A 20,624-nucleotide genomic window follows, 5' to 3' on the forward strand; every position below is an offset into this window, starting at 1 on the left:
GCCGAAAACCTCCGAGGGAGTGGGGTTGCAAACCTCGGCAGCCTGCAGCGACCCACCTAACACGCGGCTTTCAGCCAGGTGAAGGAAGTTTTAGGTAAGGCCTGAAATTCCTTTCATGGGGATTCATTTGTTCTCGCACCGGGGCCTCGACAAGCTTGGTGGCCATCGGCGCAGGGGATTTTTCCGGGCCTGCGCCGCACTCATTACTGTCATTTGCGAGGTTTCTTCCATGTCCCTCAGACCCTTGTTGCTGCTGCCGGGCCTTGGCCTGGCGTGCCTGCTTTCGGCCTGTGCCGGGCCGCTGCCCAAGGCCGATCCTCAGCAGGCCTGGATTGATCTTTCTGCGGAGTCGCCCAACGACTTGCTGGCCGACAGCGTCGATGGCAAGCGCCTGAACGATGGCCGCTACTTCCAGGTCAGCCCCGGCCAGCACCGCTTGCAGATGGCCTTGCTGCAAGGGGCCAACGGCAACTCGGCGCAACCCGAGTGCCTGGGGCGCCTGGACTATGCCGGGTTCCAGGCGGGGGGCCATTACCGACTGGTGGAGGCCAGCCAGGGCCAGGACGTCAGCGCCGAGCTGCTGGACGCCCAGGGCCGGCAGGTGGCCCAGAGCCGGCCATTCAGTTGCCTGTAGGGCTTCTTTTTTCCATTGCCAAGGTAGATTTTCATGACACTCAAACCGCTGCTGCTGATACCCGTCCTGGGCCTCGCGTGCCTGCTCGGCGCGTGCGCCGGGCCCATGCCCCAGCCCGATCCCAGCGAGGCCTGGATCGGCCTGCAGGAAGAGGCGCCCAACGACCTAATGGCCGAACGGGTGGACGGGCAGAAGATCGACGATGGTCGCTATTTCCAGGTCAAGCCCGGTGCTCACCGCCTGGACGTGACCCTGTTTGAAGAGAACGTCGGCGACTCCAACCAGCAAGACTGCGACGGCCACATCAGCTACGGCGGCTTCAAGGCCGGTGAGCATTACACACTGGTGGAGTCGAGCCTGGGGAGCGAGGTGTCGGCGCGCCTGTATGACGCCAAGGGCAAGCAGGTGGCCAGTACCCACGACTTCAATTGCATGCCCGGCTGACGGGGCTGTTTACCGCGCTCAAACAAGGACATTTCGCTCACCACAAAGAGACGGGCCTGACTTCAGGCCCATGGCAAGCCACGGGATGATAGGGGCCTGTCTCCCAGCAAGCGGGCGTGTGTCATGAAGCAAAAGGCTGAAGCGGCGATCTGCTCCACCGAAGTGGCATTTGGCGAAGTGGCGCAAATGATCACCGCCGCGCGGCAGCGGGCAGTGCGCGCGGTGAATACTGAACTGGTGGAGTTGTACTGGCAGGTCGGGGCCTATATCAGCCGCAAGATCGAGGCGGCGGAGTGGGGCGATGGCGTGGTCCGGCAATTGGCGGATTACCTGGCGCGGCAGCAGCCGGGTTTGCGGGGGTTTACCCGGGCAAACCTGTTTCGCATGCGTCAGTTTTATGAGGCCTATCGTGCTCACGAGAAAGTCGCACCGCTGGTGCGACAATTGTCCTGGAGCCACCATCTGGTGGTGATGGGGCAGAGCAAAGGGCCCCGTGAACGTGAGTTCTACCTGCGCTTGGCGGTCCAGGAACAATGGTCACGCAGAGAACTTGAACGGCAGATCAAATCCGCCCTGTTCGAACGCACGCTGACCCGCCCGGCCAGTGCCTCGGCAACCTTGAAGCAGGACCGCCCCGAGGCCCTGGAGGTCTTCAAGGATGCCTACATGGTGGAGTTTCTCGGCCTGGCCCAGGGGCATGATGAAGCCGACCTGCACCAGGGGCTGGTGCGCCAACTCAAGGATTTCCTGATCGAGATGGGGCGCGACTTCTGCTTTGTCGCTTCAGGCTATCCCCTGCAGGTCGGCGGGCGCGATTTCGCCCTGGACCTGCTGCTGTTCCATCGCGGGTTGAATTGCCTGGTGGCCGTTGAACTCAAGGTCGGGCGCTTCGAGCCGGAGTACCTGGGCAAGCTGGACTTCTACCTGGAGGCCCTGGATCGCCAGGTGCGCAAGCCCCACGAGAACCCTGCCCTGGGCGTGTTGCTCTGTGCCAGCAAGGAGGACGAGGTGGTGGAATATGCCCTCAACCGTTCCCTGTCGCCGGCGCTGATCGCCGAGTACCGGACCCAGCTGCCAGACAAGAAGCTGCTGCAGGCCAAGCTCCAGGAGTTCTATGCCTTGGACACCCAGGCGCGGTGAGCCGGACGGCCATGGTGCCCGGGGTTTTGCAGGGCCTTGTTGAGTCGCATGCACAGCTTGGCGCCGGCCCGCGGCTTATTCCGGCTCGCTGCCGAACCAGTCGGCCAGGCGCGCGCTGGCTTGCTCCCGGACCTCGGCGTTGATGTGGGCGGCCACTGTCACCACTGAGCCAGTCAACAGGCCGAGGTCATCCACGTACCCGGCCCCGGGAATCAGGTCGGGGATGATGTCCAGCGGCAGCACGAAGTAACCCAGGGCGGCGTAGATGGTGGTCTTGGCCCAGATCGGGGTTTGCGGTCGTTGCGCGGCGTAGTAGAGCCACAGGGCTTTCTGGAGCAAGGTGCGGCCGATGCGCGAGGCGTAGCGGCCGATCTTGCGCCAGAAACAGAGTTCAAGGGACTGGGCGGTGGACATGGCGCGCTCCTTGGAGGACATGGGTCCAGGTCATGGTCGCCACCCGGGCGCTGGACCGGCAGAGGCCAATATTTCCCCGGTGGTTGCCCAGGTAGGAGCCGGCTTGCTGGCGAAGAGGCCGGCCCTGGCGCCGTGAATCCTGGGTCAGGTCAGCGGTGCCTGTAAGGGCGCCTTCGCTGGCGAGCCAGCTGCCACAGTGCCTCTGGGCGTAGGGTTCAGGGCCGCCGACGGGCCTCCAGGCGCTGGAACAGCAGCATGCCCAGGAGCATGGCCAGGACGAACACCCCGGCTTGCCAGTGGCCGCCGGGCAACAGCACCAGGGCCGGTCCCGGGCAGATCCCGGCGATGCCCCAGCCGATGCCGAACAGCAGACTGCCGCCGATCAGGCGCCGATCCACGCTGCGGGTGGCGGGGATGTGCATGGGCGCCCCGAGCAGCGAGCGCGAGCGCCCCATGGCCCAATGGAAGGGCCACCACGCCACTGCGATGGCGCCGAGCATCACCAGCGCCAGGGACGGGTCCCAGTTGCCGGCCAGATCGAGAAAGCCCAGGACCTTGGCCGGGTTGGCCATGCCTGCCAGCAACAGGCCGATGCCGAACAGCAGGCCGGCGACAAAAGCGCTGAGCTTTTTCATGGCAGCAGCCCCAGCAGATGCCGCAGTACCCAGACCGTGGCGAAGCCGGTGCCCATGAAGCACAGGGTGGCGATGATCGAGCGCGGTGACAGTCGGGAGATCCCGCAGACGCCGTGGCCGCTGGTGCAACCGGCGCCGTAGCAGGTGCCGATGCCCACCAGCAGGCCGGCGCTGATCTGGCCGAGCAGGCCGCCCTGGAACTCGGCGACGGGCAGGGCATGAAACAGGCCCCAGAGCAGCGGCGCCAGCAACAGCCCGAGGATAAACAGGGCTTTCTCGCCCCAACCGTCGCTGCCCGGTTGCAGCAGGCTGCCGAGCAGGCCGCTGATGCCGGCGATGCGCCCGTTGGCGACGATCAACAGCCCGGCGGCCAGGCCGATCAATGCCCCTCCGGCCAGGGCCGACCACGGTGTGAAATGCAGATAATCCAAAAGCATGTCCTGTTCCTTGTAGGGGCCGGCTTGCCGGCGATAGGGCCCGACCAGGCACCGTGAGTCTTGCGTCAGGTCAGGGGCGTCGGCGAGGACGCCTTCGCTGGCAAGCCAGCTCCTACGCGGTGTATGGGGTCAATGGGGCAGCCATCCCAGGGCTCCGCCCGCCAGCAGCAGCGCTGCCAGTAGGCCGGTGATGGCGAACAGCTGTTGCAGGCGCGGGCCGGCCAGGTGACTGGCCACCTGGCGGCCCAGCACCAGGCCCACTACTGCGCCCAGGGCAAAAGGCGCACCTACCGCCCAGTGCATCACGCCACTGAGGCTGGCGGTGACCACGCTGCCCAGGGAGACCAGGGCGATCACCGCCAGCGAAGTGGCGACGATGCTCTTGCTGTCCAGGTTGGTGTAGCGGCTCAGGGCCGGGATGATCACGAAGCCGCCGCCCACGCCGAGCAGCCCGGAAAGCAACCCCGAGAGCATCCCGGTGAAGGTCAGCGCCCGGGCGCAGGGCAGGGTCCAGCGCAGGCGGCCCTGGGCCGGGTTGAGCACGCAAGGCAGGAACGCCGGGCGCGGCGCCGCCTGGCCCTGTTTCAATTCCAGGCTGGCCTTGCGCAGGATGCGCCCGCAGGCATACAGCAGCACCAGGGAAAACAGCAGGGCCAGGGGCAGGTTGGGCAGGCGGTGGGCCAGCCACAGCCCCAGCGGTGCCATGAGGATGCCGATGCTGGCGACGAACCCTGCCGCGCGGTAGCGCACGATGCCCTGGCGCAAGCCCAGCACCGCACCGACGCTGGCGGCCAGGCCCACCGCCAGCAGGCCGATGGGCGCGGCCTCGACCATGCTCAGGCCCAGGCCGAAGACCAGCAGTGGCACCGCGAGAATGCCGCCGCCGGCCCCGGTCAGGGCCAGGATCGCGCCAATGATCGCCCCCAGCCCGGCGCCCAGAAGACTGTGTTCGTTCATGCTTTCGGGGTGTCCGTGGCCAGGGTCGGTTGCGCCAGCCATTCGTGGCCCTTGAGCATGCCGCGCCAGTACAGCGGTGGCAGGATCCGTTCCTTCAGCCACCAGGCGCGACGGGTCGGCTGGCGCCCGTCCAGCAGCCAGCGGGGAAAGCTCGGTGCCAGCTTGCCGCCATAGGTGAATTCGGCGAGGACGATCTTGCCCCGTTCCACGGTCAGAGGGCAGGAGCCGTAGCCGTCGTACTCGGCCAGGCGAGTCAGGCGCTTGAGAGCCACCAGCACATTGTTGGCCACTACCGGCGCCTGTTTGCGGGCCGCTGCGGCGGTCTTGGCATTGCTGGTATTGGTGGCGTCCCCCAGGCCGTGGATGTTCACGTAGCGCTTGTGGCGCAGGCTGCCCGGGTCGACGTCGATCCAGCCGGCGGCGTCCGCCAGGGGGCTCTGACGGATGAAATCCGGGGCGCATTGGGGAGGCACCACGTGCAGCATATCGAAGGCCCGTTCCAATGTTTCCTGGCGGCCATCGGCCAGGGTGCGGACAAAGGTCGCGCGTTTGGCCGGGCCGTTCACCGCCACCAGGTTATGGCCGAAATCCAGTTCGATGGCGTATTTCTTCACGTATTCCATCAACGCCGGCACGTAGTCGGCGACGCCGAACAGCACACCGCCGGCATTCAGGAAGCGCGGCTTGATCTGCCCCAGGCGGCCGTGGCGCAGCCAGTGGTCGCAGGACAGGTACATGGCCTTCTGTGGCGCTCCGGCGCACTTGATCGGCATCGGCGGCTGGCTGAACAGCGCCTCGCCCTGTTGCAGTTGCTGCACCAGTTGCCAGGTGTAGGGCGCCAGGTCGTAGCGGTAATTGGAGGTCACGCCGTGGTTGCCCAGGGCCTGGGGCAGGCCGTCGATGGCGGCCCAGTCTAGCTTGAGCCCGGGGCAGACGATCAGTTGGTCATAGGCCAGCACCCGGCCGTCCTCCAGCACCAGGGCGTTGTGTTCCGGGTCGAAGCGGCTGACCGCGTCCTGGATCCACTTGACCCCCTGGGGCATCAGCTCGGCCATGGTGCGTTCGGTGGACTGGGCGCTGAATACTCCGGCGCCCACCAGGGTCCAGCCGGGTTGGTAGTAGTGGTGCCGGGCAGGGTCGATGAGTGCCACGTCCAGGTGTGGATCGCGGGTCAAGAGGCTGGCAGCAACGGCGATGCCGGCGGCACCGCCACCGACGATCAGCACCTGGTGGCTGCCGTCGACAGCGGGCAGGGCCGGGTTGAAGGGACGCATGGCAAGGTCTCCGTGTGGAGTCGGTAATAGTTATAGGGTGTTCAGGGGAATCTTCAGGTAGCTCACGCCGTTGTCCTCGGGCTCGGGGAAGTGCCCGCTGCGCATGTTGACCTGCACCGAAGGCAGGATCAGCACCGGCATGTCCAGGGTCGCGTCGCGGGCTTCGCGCATGGCCACGAAGCTGTCTTCGTCGACCCCCTGGTGAATGTGGATGTTGTTGGCGCGCTGCTCGGCGACGGTGGTCATGTACTGCAGCTCGCGGCCGTTGGGCAGGTAGTCGTGGCACATGAACAGCCGGGTACTGGGGGGCAGGGCGAGGATCTTGCCGATGGAGCGGTACAGGGTCCGCGCATCGGCCCCGGGGAAGTCGCAGCGAGCGGTGCCGTAGTCGGGCATGAACAGGGTGTCGCCGACAAAGGCCAGGGTTTCGTCGCCGACCTGCACCAGGTAGGTCATGCAGGCCGGGGTATGCCCCGGGGTGTGCATGGCCCGCGCGGTAAGGGTGCCGATGGCGAATTCGGCGCCGTCTTCGAGCAGCACGTCGAACTGGCTGCCGTCCCGGGCAAAGGCCGGGGCTTCGTTGAACAGTGCGCCGAAGGTCTTCTGCACCCGGGTGATCTGATTGCCGATGGCCACCTGGGCCCCGAGCTGCGCCTTGAGGTAGGCGGCGGCCGACAGGTGGTCGGCATGCACATGGGTTTCCAGGATCCAGTCGACCCGGGCGTCCAGTTCTTTGACCCGGGCGATCAGGCGGTCGGCGGACTCGGTGTGGGTGCGGCCGGATTTCGGGTCGTAGTCCAGCACGCTGTCGATCAATGCGCAGTGGCGGCTAGCCAGGTCCATCACCAGGTAGCTGATGGTCCAGGTATGGCTGTCGAAAAAGGCTTCTACACGCAGCGTGTCGCTGATGATCATGGGGCACTCCAGGCAATGAAGGTGAGGGCAGTCTGCGCTGACGCTCGTTTCTTGAAGTGTCAATAAGCGTGCCAACCCGAAACGGCGTCGTTTGGCGCCTGTTCATTGGTCTAGACGGTTTTCCAGCCCCCTGGTGATGCGTTGTCGCCGGGACTGTCACTCGAACCTGGCAGTCATTTGGCAGTTACTGGCAGAAAATGGCAGTAACGGCGTCCATGCTTTAAGCTGCCGCCTCTGCCCCGGAGTTGCCCATGTCCCTGATTGCCACCGACCTAGTCCCGCCACCGATGTCCGCCCTGGTGTCCTACCTCGAACACGACCCGCAGCCCACCATAGTGCTGGACACCGACTACAACATCATCGCCGCCAACACCGCTTACCAGCGCCAGTTCGGCGTGGCCGGCAAGCCCCACGTGGGCGCCAAGTGCTACCGGGTCTCCCACCAGTTCGCCGTGCCCTGCGACCAGGCCGGCGAGCATTGCCCGATGCGCAAGGCCCATGACAGCCGCGTGCCGGAACGCATGCTGCACATCCACCACACGCCCCGGGGGCCGGAGCATGTGGACGTGGAGCTGCGGCCGATCATTGGCGAGCACGGCACGGTGGTGGCCTATGTCGAGCGCCTGAGTTCGGTGGCCGTGGCCTCGGTACAACCCCAGCAGAAGGGGCTGGTGGGGCGCTCGCCGGCCTTCAACGAAGCCTTGAGCGCCTTGCAGCGGGCGGCGCCGGCGCCGATCCCGGTATTGCTCCAGGGCGAATCCGGCACCGGCAAGGAGCTGTTCGCCCGTGCCCTGCACGACGGCAGCCCCCGGGCCAGCGGACCGCTGGTGGTGGTGGACTGCACCGGGCTTACCGAAAGCCTGCTGGAAAGCGAATTGTTCGGTTATGAAAAGGGCGCCTTCACCGGTGCCCTGCAGCGCAAGATCGGCCTGGCCGAAGCCGCCCATGGCGGCACCCTGTTTCTTGATGAAATCGGCGAAGTGCCCCTGGCCATGCAGGTCAAACTGCTGCGCCTGATCGAGTCCGGCAGCTTTCGCCCGGTGGGCAGCCTGCGCACCGTGCACTCGGATTTCCGCCTGGTGGCGGCGACCCACAAGCCGCTCAAGGAGATGGTCGCCGCCGGCACCTTCCGCCAGGACCTGTACTACCGTATCAGCGCCTTCCCGATCCGCCTGCCGGCCTTGCGCGAACGCGCCGACGACCTGCCACTGCTGATCGACAGCCTGCTGCGCCGGCTTGACCCCGGTGTAGTGCCGCGGGTCGATCCCCAGGCCCTGGCCCAACTGAGCCTGTACACCTACCCGGGCAATATCCGCGAGCTGCGCAACATCCTCGAACGGGCGCGGCTGTTCAGCGACGACGGGGTGATCCGCCTGGCGGACCTGCCGCCGGACCTGCGCAGCACGCCGGCACCCGCGCCCCCCGGCCGCCGCCGCGGCAGCAAGGACCTGGAGCAACTGGCCCATGCCCTGGAGGTGTTCGAGGGGTCGCGCAGTGAACTGGCCAGGGCCCTGGGCCTGAGCGAGCGGACCCTGTACCGGCGGCTCAAGGCCTTGGGGCTGTAGCGGCGGGCGAGGGCGGCAGGGCCGCCTCAGCCTCGGGCGGGGTGTTTCTGCCGGGGCAGGTCGCAGGCCATCACCCACATGCCGATCTGTTCCAGGTCGGTGCTGAACGGCACCTCGCCGACCTGCCGCAGGCCGGCGCTTTCATAGAAGCGCCGGGCGCCGCTGTTGCTCTTGAGCACGTCCAGCCACAGGCAGGGCTCACCGGCAGCGCTGGCCCGTTGCAGCACATGCTCCAGTAACCGGCGGCCATAGCCCTTGCCGGCCTCGGACTTGAGCAGATAGATCTTCTGCAGTTCGGCCCCGCGCCGGGCTCCATCGGGCAGTGGCCGGTCCCAGTTGAGCTTGGCAAAACCGATGGGCTGCTGCTGCGGGTCCAGGGCCAGCAGCCACAGGTGCAGGTGCTTGTCGGCCAGGGACTGTTCCAGGGGGGCGGGGGCAAAATCCTGGGCCAGGAACTGCTGCATGCCTTCGGTGCTCCAGATCGCGGCGAAGTGCTCGCGGTAGGTGGCGCAGCCAATGGCCTGGAGGGTGTCGATATCGCGGCTGTCGGCTTCACGGATGGTGATCATGCGTCATTCCTCGAGGGGCGGCTGGCCGGTTTCGCCGGGCTGGCGGCTGGCCCGCAATCCGGACGGGGCAGCTTACTCCGTTGCCCAAAGGGGCTCCAGTGCTCGGGCCGGGGCACGATGGCGGCGCGCCGTGGTCGTAGTTGCAGCCCCCTTTTTCCGGCGTGCGGGATGTTTGGCGCAGCGTCGGGTTCTACCGGAGATGCCATGAGCCAGGCCGTACTTGCCACCGAAACCAACCGCCGCCAATTGCAGCAGATCATCTCCGGCCTGTCCGACGGGGTGATCCTGATCGAGACCGACAAGGCCCGGACCCTGCTCTGGGCCAATGAAGCGGCCCTGGCCATGCACGGCGTCAGCACGGTCGAGCAGTTGGGCGGCAACCTGCGCGAATACGCCCGGCGCTATGCCTTGCGCTACCGCAACAACCATCCACTGGGCCTGGACAGCTACCCCATCAACCGGGTGGCTGCCGGAGAAACCTTCAGCGACGTGGTGGTGGAGGTCCAGGCCGAGATCGATGGCGAACCCCGGCACTGGGTGCACCGGGTGCGCAGCATGATCCTGGAGGACCGCAATGGCGCGCCGGAGTCCCTGGTGCTGATCCTCAGTGACGCCACGGACTGGGCCAGCGCCGAGCAGCGCTTTGAGAAAACCTTCAACGCCAACCCGGCGCCGGCGGTGATCTGCCGCCTGGGGGATTTGCGCTACATCAAGGTCAACCAGGGCTTCCTGGAAATGACCGGCTATGCCCGGGATCAGGTGATCGGCCGTTCGGTGTACGAGCTGGACGTGCTGGAAGACGCCGAGCACAAGGAACTGGCCGTCGAACGCCTGGGGCAGGGGGCGACCATCCCGCAGATGCAGGCCGAGCTGCGCCTGCCTGAGGGCGGCAGCAAGCTGGTGATCGTCGCCGGCCAGCCGCTGGACATCAACGACGAGGATTGCATGCTGTTTTCCTTCATGGACCTGGAGCCGCGGCGCAAGGCCGAGATCGCCCTGCGCCAGAGCGAGGAGCGTTTTGCCAAGTCGTTCCGCCTGACCCCGGTGCCGACCCTGGTGTGCAGCGCCGAGCAGCAGATCGTCGATGTCAACGAAGCCTTTCTCGACACCTGTGGCTACAGCAGCGAAGAGCTGCTGGGCAAGACCGTGCAGGACATCGGTTTTATCGCCGAGCCCCAGGCGGCCGAGCAGTTGTTCGGCCGCCTGGAGAAGAGCGGCAACGTCATGGGCCTGGACCTCAAGGTGCGCAAGAAGGGCGCCGAGCAGGTGGACTGCGTGGCCTATGCCGATACCGTGCTGATCCAGGACAGCCCCTGCTACCTGCTGGTGCTGATGGACATCAGCGAGCGCAAGCGCTCGGAGCTGGAGCTGGTGGGGGCCATCGAGGAGGTGATGCGCGATGCCTCCTGGTTCAGCCAGACCCTGATCGAAAAGCTTGCCAATGTGCGCAACACCCGCAGCGCGCAAGCCCCGGCGGTAACCTCTGCCGACCTGACCACCCGCGAGCGCGAGGTCCTGGGGCTGATCTACCAGGGGCTGGCGGACAAGGAAATTGCCGCGCAACTGCAGTTGGCCCCCAACACCGTGCGCAATCACGTGGCCACCCTGTATTCCAAGCTCGATGTGCACAGCCGCGGCGAGGCCATTGTCTGGGCCCGGGAGCGCGGGCTGTTTGCCGGCAGTGCCGGCTGACCCGGTGCAAATGCACCAGTGCAACCAGTGCAAATGCGCCTTTTGCCCAGGGGCGGGCCTTTCTATCCTGTGATTCTGCGCAGGGCTCTGTATCGGGCCTCTGCCATTCATGAACCGCAGTAGAGGAAGCTCCAGCATGGCTAGCGAACAGATCAAGGGCACAGTGGGCAAGGTGGCCGGCAAGGCCGAGGCCGTGGTGGGTGAGTGGCTGGATGATGAGCAGTTGCAAGCCCGCGGCATGGCCCGGGAAGCCGCCGGGCAATTGCAGGAAAAGTACGGCCAGGCCCTGGACCAGGGCGCGCGTTGGGTACGGGACAAACCGCTGTTGAGCGTGGCCCTGCTGGCCGGCGTCGGGCTGTTGGCGGGCCTGCTGCTGCGGCGCCGCTGAAATGCCGGCGGCCATTACCCTGGCGCAGTTGCGCGCCTGTATCGAGCAGCGCCTGGCGCCCCTGGCCTGCAGCTTCAGCAACGCCGGTGACGGCACCCTGACCCTGCGGGTGTTCGAGCCGGCCAGCGGCCGGGTCGACCTGGTGGTGACCGGGCTCAGCGCCCGGGCGCTACAGAGCGAGGCCGATGTGCAGAAGATCATCGACGAACTGCTCTATGAGCTGGGCAGCAACTCCCTGGGCCAGCTCGATCTGGCGCCCTGACCCCGGCCTTGCACCGGGGCCGGTCGATGGCGACAGCCCACGGCCTGAACTATAAGCAAAGGGTCGGCGGTCGGGTGCCCGGCCGTCATCGCCAGCCTTTTGCAGGTGCCCGGGCATGCCTTCAACCCTGTTGCCGCGCCGTATTTCCCTGAACACCTCGCTTTTCTGGATGGGCCGATGAACGCCCGGGCCCAGGGCTTGCCCCGGCGCCTGGAAAACATCGTACTGGTGGCGGATCTGGCGGGCACTGCGGTGTTTGCCGTGGAGGGCGCGATCAGCGCCATGCGCGCCCAACTGGACCTGCTGGGGGTGATGGTGATCGCCTTTATCGTCGCCCTTGGCGGAGGGGTGACCCGTGACCTGCTGATTGGCGCCACGCCGCCCAAGGCCGTGGCCGACTGGCGGTACCCGGCGCTGGCGCTGCTGATGGGCGGGCTGGCCTTCGTGGCACGGGACTGGGTGCTGGGGTGGTCCGGGCCGCTGCTGATGCTGCTGGACGCCGCGGGGCTGGGGCTGTTTGCCGTGGCGGGCACGCAGAAGGCGCAGAACTTCGGCATCTCGCCCTTTGTCTCGATGCTCATGGGCACGGTGACCGGGGTGGGGGGCGGGGTGATTCGCGACATTGTCCTGGCCCGCATTCCCCTGGTGCTGCAGGTCGACCTGTATGCCAGCTCGGCCTTTGTCGGCGCGGCCAGCCTGGTCATCGCCCGGCGCCTGGGCGTGCCGCCTTTGTGGTCGGCCTGGCTGGCGGGCACCGTCTGTTTCGCCCTACGCATGCTCTCGGTGCGCTACGGTTGGCAACTGCCCAAGGCCTTGTAGCCGCTGCCGCAGGCTGCGAACGGCTTGGACGGCTTGGACGGCTTGGACGGTATTGCGACGCAGCAGGCGCCGGGGGGCGCGAGAGCGCGGAAGGTTTGGCGCAAGATCGTCAAGCAAGGCCCGGCGTACCGAACGCGGCCCGGCCTTTCGCCGCTTCGCAGGCTCAGCAGCGGCTACAGGGTCACAGGCACCGGATCATAGGGGCGTGGAGGTCGGGGTCAATTGTCGGCAATCAGGCTCGGCCGGCAGTCCAGGCTCAGGCGCGCGCCGCCGCGTTCGCTGCTGCCCACCTCAAGCTTGAAGCCGTGCAGGCTGACAATCGCCGCGACGATCGACAGGCCAAGGCCAAATCCGCCCTGGGCATTGTTTTCATCCACCCGGTAAAAGCGCCGGAACACCGCCGCCCGTTCCGCTGCGGGTATTCCGGGGCCTGAGTCGAGCACTTCCAGGCGCGGGCTGCCGTCGTCGTCGATCCCCCGCAGTATCACTTCGCCCCCCGGTGGGGTGAACTTGATGGAGTTGCTCAGCAGGTTGGCCAGGGCCTCGAACAACAGGGCGCGGTCACCGGTGAGGCTGGGCAGGCTCGCCGGTACATCCAGCACCAGGGTCAACTGGCCTTCCTCGGCCAGGGGCAGGTAGAAGTCATAGAGTTCGTGCAACAGGGGCAGGGGGTCGAGCACCAGGAAGCCCGAGCGCCGCTGCTGGTCCTCCAGTTCGGAAATCCGCAGCAGCCCGCGAAAGCGCGCCATCAGGGTGTCGGCCTCGGCCAGCAGCTGGTCCATCTGCAGGGCCTGGGGCGAGCCTTCCTCGGCCTGTTGCTGCAGGCGGTAGAGCTGGGCCCGCAGGCGGGTCAGCGGGGTGCGCAGGTCGTGCGCGATGTTGTCGCACACGCCCTTGACCTCGTGCATCAGCCGTTCGATGCGTTCGAGCATGGCGTTGACGATGGCCGCCAGCATGTCCAGCTCGTCGCGCCGGTCCGACAGCGGCAGGCGCCGGGTCAGGTCGCCGGCGACTATGGCTTCGGCGCTGGCCTGGATCTGGCGGATGCGCCGCAAGGGCCGGCGGCGCAGCAGGTGCCAGCCGGCGGCGCCGGGAATGATGGTCAGGGAGATGCCCCAGAGCAGGGCGTGGAGGATGATCCGGGTCACCGCGAACAGCGAGCCGTTGTCGCGTACCAGCACCAGCCAGCGGCCATCCCGGGTGTGGGTGGCCACGGCGTCGCAGCTGTCGCGGGGCAGGCTCGGGTCGTCGGAGTCGATGCAGTTCTTCAGTTCGTGGATCTTGCCGTCCAGGGGCAGGTCGTCGGGTATCTGCCGGATCGGCCCGCTCAGGGGCCGGCGCTGTTCATCGAACAGGCCGTAGGCGTCGATGGCGCGCATGTCGAAGGTCATGCTGGTGGTCAGGGCTTCCACCAACTGCTCGCCCTCGAAACGCGCGAACAGGTGCTGGCGCTGCATCAGCGAGTGCTTGGCCAGGCTGTCCAGGTAGGTGGAGACCTCGTAGTACAGCACCCCCATGAGGATGCAGCTCCAGGCCACGAACAGCGTGCTGTAGAGCGCCAGCAGGCGGCTGCTGGAGGAGCGCCAGCCCTTAGAGGGGTTCAGCAATGACATAACCCGAGCCTCGCACGGTGCGGATCAACGGGGTCATGCCGGGCGGGTCGATCTTCTTGCGCAGGCGGCCGATGTGCACGTCGATCAGGTTGGTACCGGGGTCGAAGTGATAGCCCCAGACCTCCTCGAAGATCATCATCCGCGAGAGGATCTGGCCGGTGTTGCGCATGAGGAACTCCAGCAGCTTGTATTCGGTGGGCAGCAGGCTCAGCAGCTGGTCGGCGCGGGTTGCCTCGCGGCTGATCAGGTTCAGTTCCAGGTCTGCCACCCGCAGGCTGGTGTCGAAATCCTTGACCGTGTTCTTGCGCCGCAGCAGCACTTCGACCCGGGCCGCCATCTCGTCGGAGGCGAAGGGCTTGGTCAGGTAGTCGTCGCCACCGGCCCGCAGGCCGCGCACCCGTTCATCGACGTCGGAGAGGGCGCTGATCATCAGGATCGGCGTCGACACACCGATGGTGCGCAGGGTGGTGACGATGGCCAGGCCGTCCAGTTCCGGCAGCATGCGGTCCAGGGTGATCAGGTCGTAGTCGCCGCTCACGGCGCGCACCAGGCCCTCGCGGCCATTGTCCACCCAATCCACGTCGAGGCCGTGGCTGCTCAGTTCGGCGACGATTTCCCGGGCGGTCACGGCGTCGTCTTCGATGGTCAGAATGCGGGTCATAGGCGTTACCTGTTTGGCGGTTCGTGACACAGGCGGGCATTTTGCCAAGAAACGGCGGCCGCAATTCTAAAAAAACTTTCATCTGCGCCTCCAGGCCTCTGTCCAGACCTTGAACAAGCCCCTGCCAGGGGCCGCGTTGCCTGATAGTATCGCGCCACTTTTATGGCCAGGAGGCACATCCATGACGGGCCTGCCCCGGGTTGGCTGGAAGCCATTGTCCTTTCTCTGCCTGATGGTGCTGTGCAGCAGCGCGGTGCTGGCGGCCAACCCGCCCTGTTCCGGGCGCAAGGGCGGCATCGCCCGGTGCGACGGCGAGCTGTTCCTGTGCAACGACGGCTCCATCAGCGCGTCGAAAAAGAACTGCGCCCTGATGTCCGGCCAGCGCTCCACCGCCCCGCAAGCCGAGCCCCTGTTGCGCGACGCCCAGGGATGCACCTGTGGCAGCGGCAGTTTCTGCACCGGGCCCCGGGGCGGGGTGTACTGCCTGACCCCCAGTGGCAACAAGAGCTACAAGCGGCATTGAAAACCCGATTGACCTTCTGTGTATCAAGGTGTTGTGCAATGAACTACGCATCACGTTTCAAAGGCCTGCTGTGGCTTTTGGTGGCCAGCCTGCTGTTGAGTCTCGCCGTGGACTTGGCGCTGCGCCTGCCGGGTTACCTGGAGGCCTATGCTGCCGACCCTCGCTATGCGCGCTGGGTGCTGGGGTATCGCGGCCTGGACGTCCTGGTCATCGCCCTGATGGCGGTGGCCGTGCCGGGAATCATGCGGCTGCTGGATTTTCGTCGTTCGGCCTGGCTGGCATTGCCGCTCTTTACCTTGTGGGGGCAGGGCATCGCGCAATTGACCCTGGTGGGCAACCTGCTGCTGGCCCTGTGGATCCTGGTACTGCTGGTGCACCTGTGCTGGACCCGCGGCCGGGAGCTCTACCGGAGCCGGCAGGCCTGAGCGCCGGGCGGGCCGTGCAGAACGCCCGCCCTAAAACTCCCGGGCCGGTAAATTGCACGATCCGGGATTGTCTGCTTATCGCAAGTCATTGAAATAAAAGAGTTTATAAAGTTCGTGCAACTGGCACGGTGGCTGCACTTGTCCCTTCGAGACGTGTAACACCATTTTTCATGCCTGGAGCCGAACAACAATGAACAGACCCTCTGAACACCTGCTGGCCACCGCAGATGCCTCGAGTCATCACTCGGGCGTGTCCTGGGCGGCGATCTTCGCCGGCGCCGCGGCGGCCGCCGCTCTTTCGCTGATCCTCCTGTTGCTGGGCTTCGGCCTGGGCTTTTCCGCGGTGTCGCCCTGGGCCGGCAGCGGTATCAGCGCCAAGGGCCTGGGCATTTCCAGCATTGTCTGGCTGGCCGTGACGCAGATCATCGCTGCCGGCCTGGGCGGTTACATCGCCGGACGCCTGCGGGTGAAATGGGCCAACCTGCATGGCGATGAAGTGTACTTCCGCGACACCGCCCATGGCTTCCTGGCCTGGGCCGTGGCCACCCTGGTCACCGCGACTTTGGTGGTGGGGTCGGTCAGCAGCGTCGTCAGCGGCGGCGTGCATGCCGGCGCCCAGGTGGCTTCCGGCGCCGCCGGTGCCATGACCCAGGTGGCCGGCCATGCTGCCGCCCAGGGTTCCCAGGACGACTACGGCTACTTCGTCGACAGCCTGTTCCGCGACGATCGCCCGGCGGCGGTCAGCGATGACGCGGCCCGTGGCACGGTATCGCGGATCTTCGTGCGCACCCTGAGCAACGACGGCCAGTTGGCCCCTGAGGACCGCAGCTACCTGGCGCAACTGGTGGCCCAACGCACCAACCTCAGCCAGGCCGATGCCGAACGTCGGGTCGATGAAGTGTTCGCCAAGACCCGCCAGGCCGTGGAAGAGGCCAAGCAGGCCGCCAAGGAAGCTGCCGACACCGCGGCCAAGGTGGCTGCCTGGTCGTCGCTGTGGATGTTTATCGCGCTGTTGTGCGGTGCTTTCTTCGCCAGCCTCGCGGCGACCTTTGGCGGTCGTCGTCGGGACGCCGTGGTCTGGCTTGAAAGCGATGTCCAGCCGCGCACCGTAGCCCCCACCCCCGTTCACTGATCCAGGAGATTTCCCATGCGCTCATTACTCTTGTGGTTCCTCGGTGTGCCGATCCCGGTGATTATCCTGATCGCCCTGTTCATGCACTGATTCAAGCTATAAAGCCCGGCCCGAACGGGCCCGGGCCTTCCCGAACGCCGCTGCCGGCCATTGCCGCCAGCGGCGTTTTTGTGCGCGGTATCGCAGTTTTGCAAGGGCTGGCCACCGTCGGGTGCGAGGCAGCCGTTTGCTTGGCCCAGATCAATATCCGTGTCCGACAAACCGACTAGATTGGCCCGCGCTCGGTTCTGACAAACAGCTTGGGACCGGGACGTTGCCCGGTCCCGACCGCAGCAGCATGGACGGCGGGACGCCGGCAACCCCATTCATTTTTCACGGATGAACCCACAATGCGTCAGATAGACCGCAACTTCGATATTCAGCCGCTGCAGCACGCGGACATGACCATCAGCCTCAATGGCCAGCCAGTCACTGCCGCCCTGGGTGAAACCGTCCTCAGCGTGATCCAGGCCACCGGCCTGCGCCAGGTGGCGCGCAACGATCACGGGCAACTGGTGGGCGCCTACTGCGGCATGGGCGTGTGCCATTGCTGTCTGGTGCAGATCGACGGCCGGCACAAGCGCCGCGCCTGCCAGACCCTGGTCAAGCCGGGGATGCAGGTGCAGACCCTGAGCAACCGCATCACTGAAACGGAGCCCACGTTATGAGCCTGAACCCGGTGATCGTCGGCGGTGGGCCGGCGGGCATGGCGGCCGCCATCGAACTGGCTGAGCACGGCGTGCGCAGTACCCTGATCGAAGAGGCCTCGCGCCTGGGGGGCGTGGTCTACCGCGGGCCGCTGCGCGACGGCGTGCAACTGGATTACCTGGGGCCGCGCTACTGCGAAATGCTGGCCAAGCTGCACGGCGATTTCGCCGACCACGAACAGATGATCGAGGTGCGTCTCAACAGCCGGGTAGTGGGCGCCGAGGGCACCCAGAGCCTGGTGCTGCTCGATGGCGAAGAGCAGGTGCAGCAGGTCAGCTACGAGCAGTTGATACTGGCCGCCGGCTGCCATGAGCGCAGTGTGCCGTTCCCCGGCTGGACCTTGCCCGGGGTCAAGCTGCTGGGTGGCCTGCAATTGCAGATCAAGAGCGGGGTGGTCAAGCCCCAGAGCCCGGTGGTGATCGCCGGTACCGGCCCCTTGCTGCCCCTGGTGGCGTGCCAGCTACATGCTTCCGGCGTGCGGGTGGCGGGGGTCTACGAGGCTTGCGCCCTGGGCAAGATCGCCAAGCAGAGCCTGGCCATGCTCAACAAGCCGCAACTGTTTCTCGACGGCCTGAGCATGCTCGCCTACCTCAAGCTGCACGGCATTGCCCTGCGCTATGGCTGGGGCGTGGTCGAAGCCCAGGGCCAGGATGCCCTGAGCGTGGTCACCGTGGCGCCGTACTCCAGTGACTGGCAGCCGGACATGGCCAAGGCCCAGCGCATTGCTGCCCAGACCCTGGCGGTGGGCTACGGCTTCATCCCGCGTACCCAGTTGAGCCAGCAGATGGGCCTGGAACACAACTTCAGCGACGACGGCTACCTGCGCGCCAGCGCCAACGCCTGGCAGCAGAGCAGCGAGCCCCACGTGCACCTGGCCGGCGACATGGGCGGCATCCGCGGCGGCGAGGCGGCCATGCTCAGCGGGCGTATCGCCGCGCTGTCGATCCTCATGCAGCGTGGCGCACTGAGCAACGAAGCGGCCCTGCAACGACGCCAGGGCTACGAGCGCAAGCTGGCCTCGATCCTGCGTTTTCGTGGTGCGGTGGACCGCTATACCGCGCGTGGCGCCGGGCAGGTAGAACTGCCCAAGGGCGACACCGTGATCTGCCGCTGCGAACACACCACCCGCAACGACATCGAGCGCGCCCTGAGCCAGGGCGTGCAGGACATGGCCAGCCTGAAAATGCGCACCCGGGTGAGCATGGGCGACTGCCAGGGGCGCATGTGCGTGGGCTATTGCAGCGACCGCCTGCGCCAGGCCACCGGGCGCAAGGACGTGGGCTGGATCCGCCCGCGCTTCCCCCTGGACCCTATTCCGTTTTCCGCGTTCCCGCCGTCTGACCAGGAGGTCTCCCAGCATGATTAAGCATTACGACGTGGTCATTGCCGGTGGCGGCGTGATCGGCGCTTCCTGCGCCTACCAGTTGTCCAAGCGCAAGGACCTGAAGGTGGCGCTGATCGACGCCAAGCGTCCGGGCAACGCCAGCCGCGCTTCGGCCGGCGGCCTGTGGGCCATCGGCGAGTCGGTCGGGCTGGGCTGCGGGGTGATCTTCTTTCGCATGATGTCGGCCAACCGCAAGCGCGAGGCCCAGGGTTCGGCGGTGGTGGTGGATTCCAGCACCCCGCACATCCTGCCGCAGTCGTTCTTCGACTTCGCCCTGCAGTCCAACGAGCTGTACCCGCGCCTGCACCGCGAGCTGATGGGCCTGCACAACATGGATTTCAAGTTCGAGCAGACCGGGCTCAAGTTCGTTATCTATGACGAGGAAGACCGCCTGTACGCCGAGCACATCGTCGGCTGCATCCCGCACCTGAGCGACCAGGTGCGCTGGCTCGACCAGGCGGCCCTGCGTGCCTCGGAACCCAATGTCAGCCATGAAGCCCAGGGCGCCCTGGAGTTCCTCTGCGACCACCAGGTCAACCCGTTCCGCCTCACCGACGCCTACACCGAAGGCGCACGCCAGAACGGCGTGGATGTGTACTTCAACACCAACGTCACCGGGGTCCTGCACCAGGGCAATCGGGTCAGCGGGGTGAAGACCGACGTCGCCGGGTTGTTCCACTGCACGACCCTGATCAACGCCGCTGGCGCCTGGGCCGCCGAGCTGAGCCTGCAGGCCACCGGCATCGAGATTCCGGTGAAGCCGGTGAAGGGCCAGATCCTTCTCACCGAGCGCATGCCCAAGCTGCTCAACGGCTGCCTGACCACCAGCGACTGCTACATGGCGCAGAAGGACAACGGTGAGATCCTGATCGGCAGCACCACCGAGGACAAGGGCTTCGACGTCACCACCACCTACCCGGAGATCAACGGCCTGGTGCAGGGCGCAGTGCGCTGCGTACCGGAGCTGGCCCATGTCAACCTCAAGCGCTGCTGGGCGGGGTTGCGCCCGGGTTCGCCGGATGAGCTGCCGATCCTCGGGCCGATGGATGGGGTCGAAGGCTACCTCAATGCCTGCGGGCACTTCCGCACCGGCATCCTGACCTCGGCCATCACCGGCGTGTTGCTGGACAAACTGGTGAACGACGAAGCCCTGCCGCTGGACATCACCCCCTTCCTGGCCCGGCGCTTCGCCACTGCCGCCGTGAAGAAACAACCCGAACCGGCCTGACCGCTCTGTAGGAGCTGGCTTGCCAGCGAAGGCGTCTTCGAAGGCGCTGCAAGGCTTGCGGGCCTCTTCGCCGGCAGCCGGCTCCTACGGGGAGGGTGTGGCTCAGGTGGCGGGGGTGGCGAGGAACACCGGCAATTGTTCGGCGTACTCGGCAAAGCCGCGTACTGCCGGGAATTGCCCGAGGTTGAACTGGTCCGCCACCATCATCTGGCTGAAACTCCAGGCCACCGCCAGGCTGATGCCGGCCTGGCCCAGGGAGCCGTCCCGGGGCAGGGGCTGTTTCTGCAACTCCTGCTCCAGTTCGCCATAGGCGGCCTGCAACTGGCCGCCAACCCGCTCCAGCCAGGGGCCGTGCTGTTTTTCCGCGGGGCGCAGGTTGCGCTCGTAAACGATCTGTACCGACTTCTCGCAGGCCGCCAGGGCCAGGCCGATCAGCCGCAGTTCGCGCAGGCGCTGGGGCAGGGCGGTGGGCATCAGGCTGCGTTGCGGGCCGGCCAGGGTTTCCAGGTAGTCGATGATCAGGCTCGAATCCATCAGCACTTCACCGCCCTCGCAGACCAGGGTCGGGGCCTTGACCACGGGGTTGATCGCCTTGAACTGCTCGAAGGTGCTGAACACCGAAAGCGAGTGGTGCTCGAAGGGCAGGCCCAGGCTCTTGAGGCTGATGGCGACGCGGCGCACGTAGGGTGAATCGAGCATTCCAATAAGCTTCATCACGTATTTCCTTGTCTTGAACGGCACAACGGATGGGAAAGGCGCGGCCAAT

At 66.3% G+C, this 20,624-nt stretch carries 24 protein-coding genes; 14 read left to right on the forward strand and 10 right to left on the reverse strand.

Annotated features, from left to right (window positions below; genetic code table 11):
* Positions 1-229: 229 nt before the first annotated feature.
* The 3 genes from KCG88_RS26855 to KCG88_RS26865 all read left to right on the forward strand — a co-directional run bounded on the left by KCG88_RS26855 (position 230) and on the right by KCG88_RS26865 (position 2,218).
* Complete coding sequence (locus tag KCG88_RS26855) at positions 230-634, forward strand: hypothetical protein (protein WP_047336517.1); 405 nt, start codon at positions 230-232, stop codon at positions 632-634.
* Between the two features lie 33 nt (positions 635-667).
* On the forward strand, positions 668-1,078 hold the full coding sequence (locus KCG88_RS26860; protein ID WP_047286140.1) for a hypothetical protein: 411 nt from the start codon (positions 668-670) through the stop codon (positions 1,076-1,078).
* Between the two features lie 123 nt (positions 1,079-1,201).
* Positions 1,202-2,218: a PDDEXK nuclease domain-containing protein gene (locus tag KCG88_RS26865; RefSeq protein ID WP_047336518.1), complete on the forward strand. Its 1,017-nt coding sequence runs from the start codon at positions 1,202-1,204 to the stop codon at positions 2,216-2,218.
* A 75-nt stretch (positions 2,219-2,293) separates the two neighbouring features.
* On the opposite strand, the gene KCG88_RS26870 is transcribed toward KCG88_RS26865, so the two are convergent.
* The 6 genes from KCG88_RS26870 to KCG88_RS26895 form a co-directional block, all read right to left on the reverse strand.
* Positions 2,294-2,632 (reverse strand): YkvA family protein, encoded by a 339-nt coding sequence (locus KCG88_RS26870; protein ID WP_047336519.1) that lies wholly within the window; start codon positions 2,630-2,632, stop codon positions 2,294-2,296.
* 215 nt (positions 2,633-2,847) lie between these two features.
* Positions 2,848-3,267: a DUF6691 family protein gene (locus KCG88_RS26875; protein ID WP_047286143.1), complete on the reverse strand. Its 420-nt coding sequence runs from the start codon at positions 3,265-3,267 to the stop codon at positions 2,848-2,850.
* On the reverse strand, positions 3,264-3,704 hold the full coding sequence (locus tag KCG88_RS26880) for a YeeE/YedE (RefSeq protein WP_047286144.1): 441 nt from the start codon (positions 3,702-3,704) through the stop codon (positions 3,264-3,266). The genes KCG88_RS26875 and KCG88_RS26880 overlap by 4 nt, the downstream gene beginning before the upstream one ends.
* A gap of 129 nt (positions 3,705-3,833) precedes the next feature.
* Positions 3,834-4,661 (reverse strand): sulfite exporter TauE/SafE family protein, encoded by an 828-nt coding sequence (locus KCG88_RS26885; protein ID WP_047336521.1) that lies wholly within the window; start codon positions 4,659-4,661, stop codon positions 3,834-3,836.
* Entirely contained in the window at positions 4,658-5,935 is a 1,278-nt protein-coding gene (locus KCG88_RS26890) for an FAD/NAD(P)-binding oxidoreductase (protein ID WP_047286146.1), read from the reverse strand. Before KCG88_RS26890 ends, KCG88_RS26885 begins: the two co-directional genes overlap by 4 nt.
* A gap of 30 nt (positions 5,936-5,965) precedes the next feature.
* Positions 5,966-6,850: an MBL fold metallo-hydrolase gene (locus KCG88_RS26895; protein WP_047336522.1), complete on the reverse strand. Its 885-nt coding sequence runs from the start codon at positions 6,848-6,850 to the stop codon at positions 5,966-5,968.
* A 251-nt stretch (positions 6,851-7,101) separates the two neighbouring features.
* Between KCG88_RS26895 and KCG88_RS26900 the strand changes: the two genes are divergently transcribed.
* Positions 7,102-8,415, forward strand: coding sequence for a sigma 54-interacting transcriptional regulator (locus KCG88_RS26900; RefSeq protein ID WP_210713511.1), 1,314 nt, complete (start codon positions 7,102-7,104; stop codon positions 8,413-8,415).
* Positions 8,416-8,441: 26 nt separating this feature from the next.
* Here the strand turns inward: KCG88_RS26900 and KCG88_RS26905 are convergent, their stop codons facing one another.
* On the reverse strand, positions 8,442-8,984 hold the full coding sequence (locus tag KCG88_RS26905; RefSeq protein ID WP_210713512.1) for a GNAT family N-acetyltransferase: 543 nt from the start codon (positions 8,982-8,984) through the stop codon (positions 8,442-8,444).
* Between the two features lie 204 nt (positions 8,985-9,188).
* On the opposite strand from KCG88_RS26905, the gene KCG88_RS26910 reads away from it, so the two are divergent.
* The 4 genes from KCG88_RS26910 to KCG88_RS26925 all read left to right on the forward strand — a co-directional run bounded on the left by KCG88_RS26910 (position 9,189) and on the right by KCG88_RS26925 (position 12,145).
* Positions 9,189-10,676, forward strand: coding sequence for a helix-turn-helix transcriptional regulator (locus KCG88_RS26910; protein ID WP_047336525.1), 1,488 nt, complete (start codon positions 9,189-9,191; stop codon positions 10,674-10,676).
* A gap of 136 nt (positions 10,677-10,812) precedes the next feature.
* Entirely contained in the window at positions 10,813-11,064 is a 252-nt protein-coding gene (locus tag KCG88_RS26915; RefSeq protein ID WP_011060865.1) for a CsbD family protein, read from the forward strand.
* Position 11,065: 1 nt separating this feature from the next.
* Positions 11,066-11,326: a DUF1652 domain-containing protein gene (locus KCG88_RS26920; protein ID WP_015635301.1), complete on the forward strand. Its 261-nt coding sequence runs from the start codon at positions 11,066-11,068 to the stop codon at positions 11,324-11,326.
* Positions 11,327-11,503: 177 nt separating this feature from the next.
* A complete protein-coding gene (locus KCG88_RS26925) occupies positions 11,504-12,145 on the forward strand; it encodes a trimeric intracellular cation channel family protein (RefSeq protein ID WP_246882844.1) in 642 nt (213 codons plus the stop codon).
* Positions 12,146-12,363: 218 nt separating this feature from the next.
* Here the strand turns inward: KCG88_RS26925 and KCG88_RS26930 are convergent, their stop codons facing one another.
* Positions 12,364-13,758 carry a HAMP domain-containing sensor histidine kinase gene (locus KCG88_RS26930; protein WP_047286152.1) on the reverse strand — a complete coding sequence of 465 codons (1,395 nt, stop codon included), beginning with the start codon at positions 13,756-13,758 and terminating at the stop codon, positions 12,364-12,366.
* The gene (locus tag KCG88_RS26935; RefSeq protein WP_011060869.1) at positions 13,736-14,419 is read right to left on the reverse strand and encodes a response regulator transcription factor; all 684 of its coding nucleotides are present in this window, start codon (positions 14,417-14,419) and stop codon (positions 13,736-13,738) included. Before KCG88_RS26935 ends, KCG88_RS26930 begins: the two co-directional genes overlap by 23 nt.
* Positions 14,420-14,600: 181 nt before the next feature.
* Between KCG88_RS26935 and KCG88_RS26940 the strand changes: the two genes are divergently transcribed.
* From KCG88_RS26940 to hcnC, 6 genes are all read left to right on the forward strand, one after another.
* Positions 14,601-14,942, forward strand: a complete 342-nt coding sequence (locus KCG88_RS26940; protein WP_047336527.1) for a hypothetical protein — start codon at positions 14,601-14,603, stop codon at positions 14,940-14,942.
* Positions 14,943-14,980: 38 nt separating this feature from the next.
* Positions 14,981-15,367, forward strand: coding sequence for a hypothetical protein (locus KCG88_RS26945; RefSeq protein ID WP_047286154.1), 387 nt, complete (start codon positions 14,981-14,983; stop codon positions 15,365-15,367).
* 190 nt (positions 15,368-15,557) lie between these two features.
* Complete coding sequence (locus KCG88_RS26950; RefSeq protein ID WP_047336528.1) at positions 15,558-16,499, forward strand: membrane protein; 942 nt, start codon at positions 15,558-15,560, stop codon at positions 16,497-16,499.
* A 389-nt stretch (positions 16,500-16,888) separates the two neighbouring features.
* Positions 16,889-17,206, forward strand: coding sequence for a cyanide-forming glycine dehydrogenase subunit HcnA (gene hcnA, locus KCG88_RS26955; RefSeq protein ID WP_011060873.1), 318 nt, complete (start codon positions 16,889-16,891; stop codon positions 17,204-17,206).
* Positions 17,203-18,612 carry a cyanide-forming glycine dehydrogenase subunit HcnB gene (gene hcnB, locus KCG88_RS26960; RefSeq protein ID WP_047336529.1) on the forward strand — a complete coding sequence of 470 codons (1,410 nt, stop codon included), beginning with the start codon at positions 17,203-17,205 and terminating at the stop codon, positions 18,610-18,612. The genes hcnA and hcnB overlap by 4 nt, the downstream gene beginning before the upstream one ends.
* Positions 18,605-19,858 (forward strand): cyanide-forming glycine dehydrogenase subunit HcnC, encoded by a 1,254-nt coding sequence (gene hcnC, locus KCG88_RS26965; RefSeq protein ID WP_210713514.1) that lies wholly within the window; start codon positions 18,605-18,607, stop codon positions 19,856-19,858. The genes hcnB and hcnC overlap by 8 nt, the downstream gene beginning before the upstream one ends.
* A gap of 102 nt (positions 19,859-19,960) precedes the next feature.
* On the opposite strand, the gene KCG88_RS26970 is transcribed toward hcnC, so the two are convergent.
* The gene (locus KCG88_RS26970; protein ID WP_210713515.1) at positions 19,961-20,572 is read right to left on the reverse strand and encodes a glutathione S-transferase; all 612 of its coding nucleotides are present in this window, start codon (positions 20,570-20,572) and stop codon (positions 19,961-19,963) included.
* Positions 20,573-20,624: the final 52 nt, after the last annotated feature.

Source organism: Pseudomonas sp. MWU349 (assembly GCF_017947325.1).
Taxonomy (GTDB): Bacteria; Pseudomonadota; Gammaproteobacteria; order Pseudomonadales; family Pseudomonadaceae; genus Aquipseudomonas; species Aquipseudomonas protegens.